Annotated in this window: 12 protein-coding genes; 3 read left to right on the top strand and 9 right to left on the bottom strand. The window is 52.0% G+C overall.

The genetic code is table 11. From position 1 onward, the window contains the following. Positions 1 to 8: 8 nt before the first annotated feature. Both ybaK and ushA read right to left on the bottom strand, forming a co-directional pair. Positions 9 to 482: a Cys-tRNA(Pro) deacylase gene (gene ybaK / locus P4S53_RS13115; protein ID WP_337112995.1), complete on the bottom strand. Its 474-nt coding sequence runs from the start codon at positions 480 to 482 to the stop codon at positions 9 to 11. Positions 483 to 625: 143 nt separating this feature from the next. Continuing rightward, on the bottom strand, positions 626 to 2,293 hold the full coding sequence (gene ushA, locus P4S53_RS13110; protein WP_337112994.1) for a bifunctional UDP-sugar hydrolase/5'-nucleotidase UshA: 1,668 nt from the start codon (positions 2,291 to 2,293) through the stop codon (positions 626 to 628). A 603-nt stretch (positions 2,294 to 2,896) separates the two neighbouring features. On the opposite strand from ushA, the gene P4S53_RS13105 reads away from it, so the two are divergent. After that, entirely contained in the window at positions 2,897 to 4,780 is a 1,884-nt protein-coding gene (locus tag P4S53_RS13105) for a methyl-accepting chemotaxis protein (RefSeq protein WP_337112993.1), read from the top strand. 70 nt (positions 4,781 to 4,850) lie between these two features. Here P4S53_RS13105 and P4S53_RS13100 read toward each other — a convergent pair whose 3' ends face one another. Continuing rightward, positions 4,851 to 6,215: a Na+/H+ antiporter NhaC family protein gene (locus P4S53_RS13100; protein WP_337112992.1), complete on the bottom strand. Its 1,365-nt coding sequence runs from the start codon at positions 6,213 to 6,215 to the stop codon at positions 4,851 to 4,853. A 364-nt stretch (positions 6,216 to 6,579) separates the two neighbouring features. On the opposite strand from P4S53_RS13100, the gene P4S53_RS13095 reads away from it, so the two are divergent. Then, entirely contained in the window at positions 6,580 to 8,463 is a 1,884-nt protein-coding gene (locus tag P4S53_RS13095) for a methyl-accepting chemotaxis protein (RefSeq protein ID WP_337112991.1), read from the top strand. Positions 8,464 to 8,575: 112 nt separating this feature from the next. Here P4S53_RS13095 and kdsA read toward each other — a convergent pair whose 3' ends face one another. The 6 genes from kdsA to hemA form a co-directional block, all read right to left on the bottom strand. Beyond that, the gene (gene kdsA / locus P4S53_RS13090) at positions 8,576 to 9,427 is read right to left on the bottom strand and encodes a 3-deoxy-8-phosphooctulonate synthase (RefSeq protein WP_337114482.1); all 852 of its coding nucleotides are present in this window, start codon (positions 9,425 to 9,427) and stop codon (positions 8,576 to 8,578) included. Positions 9,428 to 9,471: 44 nt separating this feature from the next. Then, the gene (locus P4S53_RS13085; RefSeq protein ID WP_337112990.1) at positions 9,472 to 10,284 is read right to left on the bottom strand and encodes a SirB1 family protein; all 813 of its coding nucleotides are present in this window, start codon (positions 10,282 to 10,284) and stop codon (positions 9,472 to 9,474) included. A 4-nt stretch (positions 10,285 to 10,288) separates the two neighbouring features. Then, the gene (locus tag P4S53_RS13080; RefSeq protein ID WP_046221537.1) at positions 10,289 to 10,669 is read right to left on the bottom strand and encodes a SirB2 family protein; all 381 of its coding nucleotides are present in this window, start codon (positions 10,667 to 10,669) and stop codon (positions 10,289 to 10,291) included. A 50-nt stretch (positions 10,670 to 10,719) separates the two neighbouring features. After that, entirely contained in the window at positions 10,720 to 11,565 is an 846-nt protein-coding gene (prmC, locus tag P4S53_RS13075) for a peptide chain release factor N(5)-glutamine methyltransferase (protein ID WP_337112989.1), read from the bottom strand. After that, positions 11,565 to 12,653 carry a peptide chain release factor 1 gene (prfA, locus tag P4S53_RS13070; RefSeq protein WP_337114481.1) on the bottom strand — a complete coding sequence of 363 codons (1,089 nt, stop codon included), beginning with the start codon at positions 12,651 to 12,653 and terminating at the stop codon, positions 11,565 to 11,567. Before prfA ends, prmC begins: the two co-directional genes overlap by 1 nt. 93 nt (positions 12,654 to 12,746) lie before the next feature. Beyond that, entirely contained in the window at positions 12,747 to 14,021 is a 1,275-nt protein-coding gene (gene hemA / locus P4S53_RS13065) for a glutamyl-tRNA reductase (RefSeq protein WP_337112988.1), read from the bottom strand. Positions 14,022 to 14,311: 290 nt separating this feature from the next. Between hemA and lolB the strand changes: the two genes are divergently transcribed. Further along, positions 14,312 to 14,977 (top strand): lipoprotein insertase outer membrane protein LolB, encoded by a 666-nt coding sequence (gene lolB / locus P4S53_RS13060; protein WP_337112987.1) that lies wholly within the window; start codon positions 14,312 to 14,314, stop codon positions 14,975 to 14,977. Positions 14,978 to 14,984 lie beyond the last annotated feature (7 nt).

Below are 14,984 nucleotides of genomic sequence, written 5' to 3'. Positions count from 1 at the left end.
TGGAATAATTAGCGGGCTAATGCCGCCAGTTGACCACAGGTCAGTTGCAACAGATCATCGGGTGACAACTCGATTTCCAGTCCCCGTCGACCCGCACTGACACAAATCGTGTCATAGTCCCTGGCTGAATCATCAAGAAAAGTGGGCAAGCGTTTTTTCTGACCTAAAGGACTGATCCCGCCAACAATATAGCCCGTCGTTTTTTCGGCGATGGCCGGATCGGCCATTTCGGCTTTTTTAGCCCCTGCGGCTTTTGCCGCCGATTTCAGATCCAGCATGCCCGCCACAGGGACGATGGCCACCGCCAGTTGCCTGGGATCGCCGTTACAGGAAAACAGCAGGGTTTTGAATACCCGGGCCGGATCCTGCCCCAGCACCTCAGCCGCTTCCAGGCCGAAATTGGTATTGTTCGGATCATGCAGATACTGATGGACTTTATGAGCAATTTTATGCTTTTTTGCGAGATTTATAGCGGGTGTCATCCTGTCCTCCGGCATCATTATCGTTACCCACTATAGCGAACAGGTATCTTCCCGCCAAGCCAGTTTCGGCCCTGACAGCCATAAAAAAGCTCACCTGCCAGAACAAGTGAGCTTTAGCCTGCAGCACAGAATCTCAATACCGATTAACGGTACACAATCTCGCCGTTAGGCTCGAACGCATGAACATTGATCGGGCTGTTGGCTTCCAGATAATCTTTCAGCACTTCCGCATCGACAAATCCGGTATTCACGTAACCGGCATGGTCAGCCAGTTTCGGGTAACCGTCGCCACCGGCGGCATTAAAACTCGGTACGGTAAAGCGATAGGTCTGGCTTGGCACCAGAGCTTTACCGCCTATTTTCACATTGCTGACTTTACCGTCCCGGATATCCATCGTCACACCATAGAACTGCGCATATGCCCCTGAATCAACAGGTTTCGTCGCAACCGCACCCAGGTAGTCCAGCACCTCGGCTCCGGTCATATCGGTATAGGTCACCATATTGCCAAATGGCTGTACTTTCAGCACATCTTTGTAGGTAATATCTCCGGCAGGAATCGAGTCACGGACGCCGCCTGAGTTCATCACCGCAAAATCCGCTTTGGCACGCTGCATGTGAGAAGCGGCAATTAAACGCCCCAGGTTGGTCTGCTGGAAGCGCACAACATGACGGTCGCCTTCCAGCTTGCCGTTCGACTGGGCAATTTTAATATTCAGCTTCGCCTGGCCGCGTTCCTGATACGGTGTTAAGAAGGCTTTCACTGTGGGATCCTGAGGGATCTCCTGCTCAATAAAGACTTTCTCTGACTGGCCGTCAGCCAGCTTGATTTTCTTCTTCAGATTCACCGGGATCAGATCGTAGCTGACCATATTCAGCTCACCGTTTCTGAACTCAAAATCCGCCCGGCCCACATACTTGCCCCACTCGTGTGCCTGCACAATCCAGGTGCCATTCTGCTGATCCGGTTTGCAATCATCCCCCGGGTTAAATGACGGGTTGGCCATGTTCGGCCCTTCCATGCAGACGGGTTCCTGAGAATGACCACCAACGATCATATCCAGATCGCCCGGCTCAAGATATCGCGCCAGGGCAACATCACCTGGTGCATTCACACCATGCTTACCATTGGCATAATGACCCATGTGGGTCGCGGCAATAATCAGATCCGGCTTTTCCGTGGCTTTCAACTCGGCGATGACAGCTTTGGCTTCGGCTTTCGGATCGCGAAATTCAATGCCGCCAATGTATTCTGGGTTACCAATTTTCGCAGTATCTTCTGTCGTCAGACCGATCACAGCAATTTTGATCCCCTGCCGCTCGAAAATCTGGTAAGGCTGAAACAAACGCTTGCCCGTCGCCTTGTCATAAATATTGGCTGACAGCATTGGGAAGTTCGCCCATCCTTCCTGTTTACGCAGCACTTCCAGCGGATTATCAAATTCATGGTTACCCAGAGCCATGGCATCGTAGCCCAGCATGTTCATGCCTTTAAAATCAGGCTCCGCATCCTGCAGATCCGACTCAGGCACACCTGTGTTGATATCGCCGCCAGACAACAGCAGACTGGTGCCCCCTTCTTCGGCCACCGCTTCTCTCAGGTCATCGAGCAAGCTTTTACGGGCAGCCATACCATACTCGCCGTCACGGTTATGCCAGAAACGTCCATGATGATCATTGGTATGAAGAATTGTCAGCTTATAGGTTTGGTCTGGTTGCCAGGTGTCGGCTTGTTCCTGGCTCGCACAGCCAGCCAGTACCATTAGCAATCCCGCAGACAAGGCAGTGCGGGTAAACATTTTATTTTTCATTTCATCACCTTACACAGTCAATTCTCATGGCTCACCTCCTTTCCTTGGCGGTGGTAGTGGCCAAAAACAGCGCTCAGTGTAAAGTAATCAAATGCGAGGTGGCAGGCGATTTCACCATAGTGTTAGTTGGATCACTATGCAATCGATATCATTTTTATATTTGAAGGAGATACATCAAGTTCATATCAGAAATCGTGGCTTTCAGGAGATGGTCCAACAGGATGCAGAACCCGGCATCACGACGTGCCGGAATTGTTGATAAAAAACCTCATCTCTGAGGAAACACGGCACCTTCCAAAATACGCCTTTCCAGACATCCCTTCCCCTGAATCACTCGAAAATGCTTGAACCGTTTTTTATTCACCAAACAGACCACCAGCCAAAATAATTCATTGAATCTTTGGCATTCAAACCTTCTCCGCAAATTTTTAACCCAAAAACGATAATATTAGTCGCACCTAATATTTTTTTAGTTTATAGAACAGGCCGTCGTTTAAAGATATTGAATTCAAGTGTTGTTTTCCCTGCCGAAACTTTCACATTTGTATGCAATATGATGAAAAAACTGACAATCAGATTCCGTTCCTTCCACTGAGACCACTGATGAAACTAACCCTAAAACAAAAACTCATAGCCGCCAGCTTATCTGCCGTCGTGGTTATGGCTACCGCTCTGACCTGGCTGGCAGCCAGCCAACTTCATGAACAAACCCAAAACAGCATTTTTGACCGGGCTGACAGCCTGAGCAAAACAGCCACCAAAGGGATCAGTGACTGGATTAATATCCGACGTGATATTACCCGTGCCGTCAAACCTTATGTCAACGCCGCAGAACCGGTTCCTTACCTGCAACAGGCACGGGATGCCGGCAACTTTGATTTAACCTACTTCGGCACACCCGCCGGAGACATGGTTCGTTCCAATCCGGAGCGCAACCGCGCTGGCTATGATCCCCGCGTCCGCCCTTGGTATATTGATGCTCAAAAAGCAGATCAACCGATCATTACCACTGCCTATCTGGATGCGATTACCCATGCACCTATGGTGACACTGGCTGAACCTGTGAAGCAAAATGGGCAGTTGGTTGCTGTCATCGGCTCTGATGTCCTGATTGATCAGATGATTTCGGATGTCATCAGCCTGGATGCCGGTGATAATGCTTATGCGATGCTGCTCAATACTCAGGACAACACATTTTTAGCACACCCAAACAAAGCGTTACTGCTTCAATCCATCAGTAAATACGACTCGGCATTGAACATGAGCATCATTCATCAGGCGGTCAGCACCCGGACCCTTGTGAATGAAACCATCAAAGGGAAAGAGAAGCTGCTCTACTTTACCGAAGTCCCTGGTACACCGTGGATTTTAGGTCTTGAACTGGACAAAGCGACAGAAGAAGCCAGCCAGAGCGAGCTGCTGACCCGGCTGATCCTTGCTTCAATCGTGATTACGCTGGCTGTGCTGGCGGCTGTAGCCTGGCTGGTCGGTTACCTGTTTCGTGATCTGGGCCGGGTGTCTGAAGCACTGGCTGAAATTGCGACGGGTGAAGGCGATCTGACCCAGCGACTGGAGCCGCGCAGCGATGACGAAGTCGGCCAGCTGGCCCATAATTTCAACCGCTTTGTCGGCAACATGCACGGCATGGTGATGCGCCTGCGGGATGTCTCTCAGTCACTGAACTCTCAGGCACATCAGACGGCTTCTCAAGCAGAAGAGCGCAGCACCCGCATTCGCCACCAGCAGGATGAAATCAACATGGTTGCGACCGCCATAAACGAAATGGCTGCAGCCACACAGGAAATCGCCGGCAATGCTGATAATACGGCCAAAACATCGACAGAGACTGTTGAGGCTGCACAGCATGGTGCCGAGCAAGTCGATCAGAGTCAGAGTTCAACCACCAGCCTGGCCCGCGAAGTTGAAACGGCAACAGAGGTCATTAGTGAGCTGAATCATCACTCACAGAGCATCACCACGATTCTGTCGACCATTCAAAACATCGCTGAACAGACCAACCTGCTGGCACTGAATGCCGCGATTGAAGCCGCCCGGGCCGGCGAACAAGGTCGTGGTTTTGCTGTGGTTGCCGATGAAGTGCGCGTGCTGAGCCAGCGTACACACGCCTCGACACAGGAAATTCAGCAAATGATTGAAACCCTGCAAAAAACAACAGGCAGTGCCGTCGGTATTATGAGTGACAGTCGCCGTCTGGCGGAAACCAGTGTGGATGACGCTAATTCCGCTTCAGCCAGCCTGGCACAGATCATTTCTGCGATTACCAATATCAGTGATATGGCCACACAGATTGCATCGGCTGCGGAAGAACAATCCTCTGTGACGTCAGAAATCACCCGAAATACTGAGAGTATCCGGGACGTTTCTAACGATCTGGCTCAGGAAGCGAGTGTCGCAGCACAACAGGCCGCGCAGTTGTCCGAACTGTCGCATGAGCTGCAACAGGAAATCAGCCGCTTTAAGCTGTAATCTGTGACTCAGTTGCTTTCAAAAAAACACCCCGAACCGGGGTGTTTTTTTCTTGGGGATACGCCTGCGTTTAGGCGGTTACGGCCAGGCGCTGCTGATGTTTCACAAACACAGCGATCAGCGCACTGGCAGCCAGAAAGAAACAATAATAGGAATGGCTGACAACCGCTAATGGCGACAGACCGAATACCGAGCCCAGCAACAGCGCCTGCGCACCATAAGGCAGTACACCCTGAATAACGCATGAGAATATATCCAGCAAGCTGGCCGAGCGCCGTGGCGTCACTGCATTTTGCTCTGCCAGTTCACGGGCCACGCCCCCTGCGACAATAATCGCCACAGTATTATTGGCGGTGCAGACATTGGTCAGGCTGACCAGCCCTGCAATGCCCATTTCACTCGCTTTTTGCGATTGCTCACCGCCTGATTTTTTACTGAAAACGCCGATCAGTTTGCTGACTAACAGCGTCAGAAATGCCAGACCGCCCTGACGGCGCATCAGCTCACTCATACCGCCAATCAGCAGCGACAACAGGAAGATTTCCTGCATGTTACCAAACCCGGCATAAATATCTTTGCTCCAGCTCGCCAGACTGTAATCAGACACTGACAATAAACCCACACCGCCCGCCAGAATAATCCCCAGGCTCAGCACCACAAAAACATTCACACCGGATACAGCAAGGACCAGAATCGTGATATAGGGCAACACCTTGAGCCATTCGATGCTGGTAACCGTCGGTGCTTCAGACGGTGAGGAGTGGAAAAGAAACAGCAAGATGGCCGCCAGCGCCGCTGGCAGCGCAATGGCAATGTTCTCGCGGAATTTATCGCGCATCGCACAGCCCTGAGAGCGGGTGGCGGCAATCGTGGTATCAGAGATAATCGACAAATTATCGCCGAACATGGCACCACTGAGCACCACACCGGCAGTCAGAGCGATATCCAGATCGGCGGTCTCAGCAATGCCCAGCGCCACAGGTGCCACCGCTGCAATTGTGCCCATTGAGGTTCCCATAGCCGTGGCAATAAAGGCCGCGATGACAAAAATACCCGGTAAAATCAGGCTGGGTGGCAATAAAGACAGACCGAGATTGACGGTGGCATCCACCCCACCCGTTGCTTTCGCGACTGCCGCAAACGCACCCGCCAGCAGATAAATCATGCACATGGCGATGATATCGCTGTGTCCGACCCCACGCATAAAATCTTCGATGGTTTTATTGAGCGCCTCTTTGCTCAACACAATAGCAACCAATATGGCAGGCAAAGCCGCAACAGGGGCCGGTAATTGATAGAAGGCAAAATCGACACCCTGCCAGGTCAGATAACTCCCGACACCGATAAACAAAGCCAGAAAAACGGCCAGTGGCAATAACGCCAGCGCAGACGGTTGAATGGGGTCAGAAGATGATTGTGTGTGGTCGTACGACATAATGACTACAGGGTATACTGATAAATGGGTCGCCTAGACTAATTGCTGCATTCACACGTGTCAACATCTAGACGTCTAAACATCCATATGCATGGTATTGAAATTCACTCAACCAAATTAATATGGATGCATATCCCGCCGCATATATACAATGCGCTGAATATCTGGCCAATTGGCAGGAATGACAAATTTTTATCCTATCACCGTCAATTATCAGTCGGTTCAAATCCTTAAATTTCCATATACAACCGTCGTATAGCTATATAGAATTCGCAGGATTCTTTTTCTCCATTTGTCACATTTTTTGTGCAACAAATGAGAAAATATCAATTTTCAGCTTCTGTTCCATCCATCGAGACTCATCATGAAACTGACCCTAAAGCAAAAACTCATAGGAGCCAGCTTATCTGCCGTCGTGGTTATGGCAACCGCGCTGACATGGCTGGCCGCAAACCAACTTTATCAACAGACACAAAACAGCATTTTTAGCCGTGCCGACAGCTTAAGCAAAACCGCGACCAAAGGGATCAGTGACTGGATTGAGATCCGTCGCAGTATCACCAGTGCCATCAAGCCGTACCTGGACACCTCAGATCCTGTGCCATACCTGCAGCAAGCACGTATTGCCGGTGGTTTTGATGAAATGTATTTTGGCACGTCCGCCGGTGAGATGTTCCGCTCCTACCCCGAGCGCAACCGGGCCGGTTACGATCCCCGCCAGCGTCCCTGGTATATCGATGCCAAGTCAGCGAACAAACCAATTATTACAACCGCCTATCGGGATGCCATTACTAACGCGTTACTGGTCACGCTGGCTGAGCCTGTTAAAAAGAATGGTCAGCTTGCGGCGGTTATTGGTTCTGATGTACTGATAGATCAGCTGATTTCCGATGTGATCAGCCTGGATGCCGGTAAGAATGCCTACGCCATGCTCATCAACTCGCAGGATAATACCTTCCTGGCGCACCCGAATCAGTCTTTACTGCTGAAACCTATCAATGGTTACAGTGAAGATCTGAGCATCAGCCAGATTCAGCGTTCGGTCAGCAACAGAACAGTGTTGAACCAGACCATTCAGGGTGTGGATAAACTGCTGTATTTTGCACAAGTTCCCGGCACACCCTGGATTCTTGGCCTGGAAATGGACAAGGACACGGAAGAAGCCAGTCAGAGCCAGCTGCTGAGCCGCCTGATTATCACTTCCATCATCATTACGCTGATTGTGCTGGCCGCTGTCGCCTGGCTGGTCGGATTCCTGTTCCGTGATCTGAGCCGTGTGTCAGACGCACTGGCCGAGATTGCCACGGGTGAAGGCGATCTAACCCAGCGCCTTGAACCACGCAGCGATGACGAAGTCGGCCAGCTGGCGCATAACTTCAACCGCTTTGTCGGGAATATGCATGGCATGGTCACGCGTTTGCGTGATGTCTCTCACTCGCTGACACTGCAGGCGCACCAGACCGCCTCGCAAGCAGAAGAGCGCAGCACACGTATCCGCCACCAGCAGGATGAGATCAACATGGTGGCCACCGCCATCAATGAAATGGCGGCTGCCACACAAGAAATTGCCGGCAATGCCGATAACACGGCACGTACCTCAACCGAAACGGTTCAGGCGGCAGAACATGGTGCCGAGCAGGTTGACCAGAGCCAGAACTCGATTACCAATCTGGCCGGTGAAGTGGAAACCGCGACAGACGTCATTGGTGAGCTCAATACCCATGCGCAGAGCATTACCACCATTCTGTCGACCATTCAGAATATTGCTGAACAAACCAACCTGCTGGCGCTCAACGCTGCCATTGAAGCGGCCCGTGCGGGTGAGCAAGGTCGTGGCTTTGCAGTCGTGGCCGATGAAGTGCGGGTATTGAGCCAACGTACCCATGCTTCGACGCAGGAAATTCAGCAAATGATTGAAACCCTGCAACAGACGACAGGCCGCGCGGTCGGCATCATGGGCGACAGTCGCCGTCTGGCTGAAACCAGTGTGGATGATGCCAATGCCGCCTCTGCCAGTCTGGCGCAAATCATCTCGGCCATTACCAATATCAGCGACATGGCGACTCAGATTGCCTCTGCCGCTGAAGAGCAGTCCTCTGTGACCTCTGAGATTACGCGTAACACCGAAGGGATCCGAGACGTGTCGAACGAGCTGGCTCAGGAAGCGAGCGAAGCGGCGCAACAGGCATCTCAGCTGTCAGAGCTGTCTCACGAGCTGCAGCAGGAAATCAGCCGCTTTAAGCTGTAAACAGCATCAAGCGGATATAACAAAGGGGGTGTCAGTCATGACACCCCCTTTCGTTTATCTCAGGTCTTCTGCGCCTGACCCCCTAATCGGGTTCAGCCGATAGCAACCTTACTTATGCGATAGCAATGGCTTCGAAACTCTTCACCAGATCATCAAGCTGTTTGATCTGAGCAAGGAAGGGTTCCAGTTTATCCAACGGGAATGCGGAAGGACCATCACAGCGCGCAGCATCCGGATTCGGATGCGCTTCCATAAACAGACCGGCAATACCTGCCGCCATACCGGCTCGCGCCAGCGTCACTGTTTGCTCACGACGGCCACCGGAGGCTGCGCCCAGCGGATCACGGCACTGCAGGGCATGGGTGACGTCAAAAATGATCGGGCTGCCTTTGGAAGCTTTCTTCATGACATCAAAGCCCAGCATGTCCACAACCAGATTATCGTAACCGTGCAGCGCGCCACGCTCGCAGAGAATGATTTGATCGTTGTGACATTCAGCAAATTTCTCAACGATATTGCCCACCTGACCCGGGCTCATGAACTGCGGTTTCTTCACGTTGATCACGGCACCGGTTTTGGCCATCGCTTCAACCAGATCGGTTTGACGCGCGAGGAAAGCCGGCAACTGAATCACATCCACCACATCGGCAACAGGCTGGCACTGATACTGTTCATGAATATCCGTGATAATTTTCACGCCAAAGGTATCTTTCAGTTCCTGAAAGATTTTCAGGCCTTCTTCCATGCCAGGACCACGATAAGAATGGACCGAAGAACGGTTCGCCTTATCAAAGGAAGCCTTAAATACATAAGGAATACCCAGCTTTTCAGTCACTTTGACATAGTGCTCACAGATCTGCATCGCAAGATCACGCGACTCCAGCACGTTCATGCCACCAAACAGCACAAAGGCTTTGTCGTTAGCGACATCGATGTCGCCAATACGAACCACTTTCTGTTCCATGATGCTACTCTTCTTCTCTGTCATTTGGTCTGTTCCGCAGGCAATCAGTGAAGCACCTGCGGATTCGCATTCAAGACTTTCACTTGCAGTTTCAGCAATTCTGCGGCCGGATCTTCCGGACACTGCTCAATAAAATAGGCATAGTCCATCGCGGCGGCATGGCTGCACTCTAATTGCTGATAAATATAGCCGCGGTCACGAATTTCATGAGGATCGCCTGGGCGCAGCGACAAGGCCAGATCACTGCAGCGTAAGGCATCGGCATACTGCTCTTCCCGCAGCAAAGCACTTTTTAATACCGTCAGCCATCGCGCCAGGACATCCGTATGGCTGGTGGTGGTGAGATAACTTTCGCGCCAGGGTGCCAGCGGACCTTTGTGTCCACGCAGCCAGGCACTGAGCGTCTGGCGGCTGACAAATTCACCGTCAAACGGATTAATAAACTGAGGCTCACTGTTGGGCCAGTCGACACGCAGAATATACTGGGTCGGGAAAGCCACACCGGTGACCGGTAATTCCAGATGCTGGGCCAGATAAATTATAATGGCGCCCAGACTGACCGGTATACCTTTGCGACGTTCAATCACCTTGTCCAGATAGGCATTTTCAGCCGCATAGTACTGATGGCGATCACCGCAGAAACCCCACTCACGATAAAACAGGCGCAGCAGCCCCTCTAATCTCAGGTGTGGATTGGTTTCTGACATCAATGCCGCTTCAACATCTTTGGCCATTTTTTGTAACTGATGGCGTACCCAGGCCACCGGAAAATCCGGCTCCAGATCCACCATGATCTCAATGGCACCCTCGACCAGCGCAGACGCTTCGAAATCTCTGTCTTCATCGGAGAAATACATGGCTTTACCCCAGCAACGGCATTTTAGTGACCGCCAGCTTGCCGGCCATTGCCAGCCAGCCTAACGCGCCGAGAAAAGCAAAGGTTTTAAAGACTTTGTTCTTGCCGTATTTCAACGCGAAAAAGCCAAGCGCAATATAAGCCAGCACACAGGTCAGCTTTTCATTCAGCCAGCCAGCGCCTGCCGTAAAAGGCGTAAAACCCGTGTACACCACCAGGGCGACGCCACTCAGCAGCAAGAAGGTATCGACAACATGGGGCGTTATTTTCAGGGCTTTCTTCTGCATCAGCGCTGAATCAGCCATCATCAGGCCAAAACGCACCACAAATAACAACACGCTCATGGCGATAATGGTCAGGTGAAAATGTTTTAATGCTATGTACATCTGGTTTTTCTCTTTATCGTTTCCTTCGAATCATGACGGGCCAGACGGCCTCAGACAGACCAGCAGCCTAAGCTTACCCTGTCTTGTCCTGCATAATCCTGAACCGTTATCACTTGTTGATAACCTAGGTTGTAAAAAATGCCCCGGACGGCTTCGCCCTGCTGATAGCCATGCTCCAGCAGTAACCAGCCACCTGGCGATAAAAATGTCCGGCTTTGTGCACAAATATGGCGAATGTCCGCCAGACCCGCGTCCTCTGCAACCAATGCAGTCCGGGGTTCAAATCGCACATCGCCTCTGACAAGATGTGGATCCTTGGCATCGATGTAAGGCGGATTACTGACAATCACATCAAACCGTTCTGTTTCGGAGAGTGGCGAAAACCAGCTACCGCATAAGATACGCACATTCTGTAATTGCAGCGCGCGCCGATTTTCTTCAGCCAGTGCCGCCGCTTCCGGGCGCAAGTCGATGCCAGTGAACTGACAATCCGGGCGCTCAGAGGCCAGAGAAAGTGCAATCGCCCCGGTTCCGGTACCCAAATCAAGTACCGACGCCGCTGCCGGAATTTTCTCCAGCGCCGCTTCCACCAGCCGTTCCGTGTCCGGACGCGGGATCAAGGTATGCGGTGCCACTTTCAGCGGCAGTGACCAGAATTCGCGCTCACCTGTGATATAGGCGACCGGTTCCCCCGATTCGCGACGTGCCAGCAGCGCCGAAAACGCGGCAAACTGCGCGTCGGTCAGCTCTTTCTCAGGCCAGGTCAGCAGATAACTGCGGGGCTTGTCCAGCACATGACACAACAAGACCGCAGCATCAAGCTGCGGACTGTCGGAACCGGCATTGGTCAGTTGCGTGACCGCTTGCTTCAGCGCAAGCGCAATGGCGGGATTCATTAGTGCTGATCAGCCATGGCCGCCAGCAAGTCGGCCTGGTGTTCCTGCACCACAGGATCGATCAAGCTTTCCAGCTCACCTTCCATCACTTCATTCAAGCGATAAAGGGTCAGGTTGATCCGATGGTCAGAGACCCGGCCTTGCGGATAGTTATAGGTACGGATGCGATCCGAGCGGTCACCCGAGCCCAGCAGGTTTCGTCTGGTACTGGCTTCTTCAGCATGACGCTTCTCTTCCTCGGCCTTGATAATCCGGGCCGCCAGCACAGACATGGCTTTCGCTTTGTTCTTGTGCTGCGAGCGCTCATCCTGACACTCAACCACAATGCCGGTTGGCAGGTGGGTAATACGAATGGCAGAATCCGTGGTGTTCACGTGCTGACCACCGGCACCAGATGCGCGGAAGGTGTCAATTTTCAAATCACCGGCATTAATTTCAGGGATTTCTGCCTCCGGGATTTCCGGCAGAATGGCCACAGTACAGGCAGAGGTATGCACACGGCCCTGAGATTCCGTCGCCGGCACACGCTGAACACGGTGTCCGCCTGACTCAAATTTCAGAATACCGTAAGCTCCTTCCCCGCTGATCTTGGCGATCATTTCTTTATAGCCACCGTGTTCAGCCTGATTCGAGCTCATCACTTCCACCCGCCAGCGACGGCTTTCCGCAAATTTGCTGTACATCCGAAACAGGTCACCGGCAAAAATACCGGCTTCATCACCGCCGGCGCCGGCACGGATTTCGATGAAACAATTGCGTTCATCATTGGGATCTTTGGGCAGCAGCAATACCTGTAACTCGTCTTCCAGACGTTCGATATCTTCTTTCGCCTGTTTGATTTCTTCCTGCGCCATTTCGCGCAATTCCGGATCGTCTTCCGCGGCCATTTCTTCCGCGGTTTCCAGATCGGTCAGCACCTGCTGGTAAGCCCGGAAGCACTGACTCACTTCCTCTAGCTGCGAATATTCACGAGACAAAGCCCGGAATTTATCCTGATTGGCAATGATCGTGGCATCGCCCAGCAAATGCTGCACTTCCTCGTGGCGTTCAACCAGGGATTCTAATTTCGCTAAAATGGACGGTTTCATCATGTGTACAACATCAGATCCTAACAAGGATCCGCCTTCAACCGGTTCGGCAAGGCGCGATCATAAAAATTAATGCATGTGAAAAACGCTGAGTCAGTCAGCCGACTGGTCTTTCAATGCACCTAAACCAAGCGTTTCACGAATAAGGGCCAGTTTCTCAGGTTCGCCATCATGCGCGGCTTGCTGCATGGCCTTGGTCGGCGCATGAATGAGCTTATTCGTCAAACGGTTGCTGAGCTCTGCCAGCACTTTTTCCGGTGCACTGCCGTTCGCCAGCGCTTGCAGACTGCGGCTCAGTAAATCATTTTTAATATCATCGGCGTGGCAACGGTACTGACGGATACTGTCGACCGCTTCCAGCGAACGTAACCAGCGCATAAAAGCAGCGCTTTCTTCACTGACAATGGCTTCGGCCTGAATTGCCGCCACTTTTCGCTGCTCGCGATTTCGTTCAACAATACTTTCCAAATCGTCCACTGAATATAAATAGGCATCATCCAGCTCGCCGACTTCGGCTTCGATATCCCTGGGAACCGCGATATCGACCAGCAGCATCGGTTGATGGCGGCGTTTTTTCAGCGCTTTCTCGACCATGCCTTTGCCCACAATCGGCAGTGGACTTGCCGTGGCACTGATAATGATATCCGCGTTGTGTATATGGTCCGGAATCTCAGGCAAACTAATCACGGTTGCACCAAATTCATCTGCCAGCACCTGAGCACGCTCCGGGGTGCGATTGGCAATCATCAGACTGCGACAACCGTGTTCCACCATGTGGCGGGCTACCAGTTCCGTGGTCTCACCGGCGCCGATCAGCAGCACTCTTGCCTCGCTCATCGACTCAAAAATCTGTTTGGCCAGGGTACAGGCTGCAAAGGCAACCGACACCGCATTGCCACCGATATCCGTTTCCGTTCTGACGCGCTTTGCCACCGAAAAGGCTTTCTGGAACAGTTTTTCCAGCATGCCGTGCATATTGTCATGGTCACGGGAATCTGAATACGACTGCTTGACCTGTCCCAGGATCTGCGGCTCACCCAATACCAGTGAGTCCAGACCGCACGCCACCCGCATCAAGTGACGCACCGCGGCCTGCTCTTCGTGGAAATAAAGACTGGACATCAGCTCTTCTGCTGACAGGTTATGAAAGCGGCTGAACCAGTCAATCATTACACCGGGACCACTGTGACTGACATCACAGTAGATCTCCGTGCGGTTGCAGGTAGAAACGATCACGCCACTGTTGACTTCCGGATGCTGAGCCAGAGTCTGCAAGGCTTCGGTCAGTTTTTCCGGCGAAAAGGCAACACGCTCGCGCAGGTCTACAGACGCTGTTTTGTGATTGATTCCTAATGCAAGCAAGGTCATGGAGATGGTGTTACCTACTACCCGATGATAAAGATCCAGCAGGTCATTTTACTTGATGACCCTGCGTAATAAAAGGATATGACTCGATTCTGTCTGCCAGCGCATCAATTTATCACGCTGGCGTCAAAACAAATCCTGACTTTACAGACAAATACCAAAAATGTCATGAACCAGTTTGCTACCCTTTTCTGATTCCGCCGTTCGCTGATGAAAGAGATTTCATCAGACAAGTCATGCTATGATTCTTTTACTTTCACATGATTCACTTACCTGTCGAATAAGGACATGTTATGCGAATGGCGTTTGCGCCTCTTTCACTGTTCTCGCTTCAGTTACCGCCGCTCCTGGCGCGAAAAAGTCAGCAGCATAAAACACAACTTCTGGCCTTGCTGGCGCTGTTGGTCGCAGGCTGTACCACGACGCCGCCCACCGGCAAAGTCACCGACTGGAACAGCCACAGGCAGGCATTGTCGGCGGTCACCGCTTATCAGGCAACAGGCAAATTGGGCTACATCAGCCCGGCGCAACGTTTCAGTGCGAATCTGAACTGGAAAACCAATCCGGGTGCCGATCATCTGCTGCTGACAAACTTTCTCGGCACCACATTACTCAAACTGGACACCCAGCCCGGACGTGCGGTGCTGATTGATAATGAAGGCCAGCGCCATCAGGGCAGCGATGCAGCTCAGCTGGTTTTATCGCTGACCAATATTGCCCTGCCCGTGAACCAGATGCGTGACTGGCTGCTCGGCCTGCCGACTGGCGCGGATAACTATCAGCTCAATGCACAAAACCGCGTCGCGTACTTAACCAAACAAGTGGGTGATCAGCGATGGCAACTGGACTATAACGCCTATGATGAATCGACGTCACCCGCTCTGCCTTCCAGGTTAGTTCTTTCGCAAGGCAAACAGCGAGTAACTCTGATAATCAACCGTTGGCAAACACAACAATAAATGACGC

Origin of the sequence: Photobacterium sp. Hal280, from assembly GCF_037162255.1 — a bacterium.
Lineage (GTDB): Bacteria > Pseudomonadota > Gammaproteobacteria > Enterobacterales > Vibrionaceae > Photobacterium.
The sequence above is the reverse complement of the archived record's forward strand: the minus strand, read 5'-3'. Positions and strand labels throughout refer to the sequence as shown.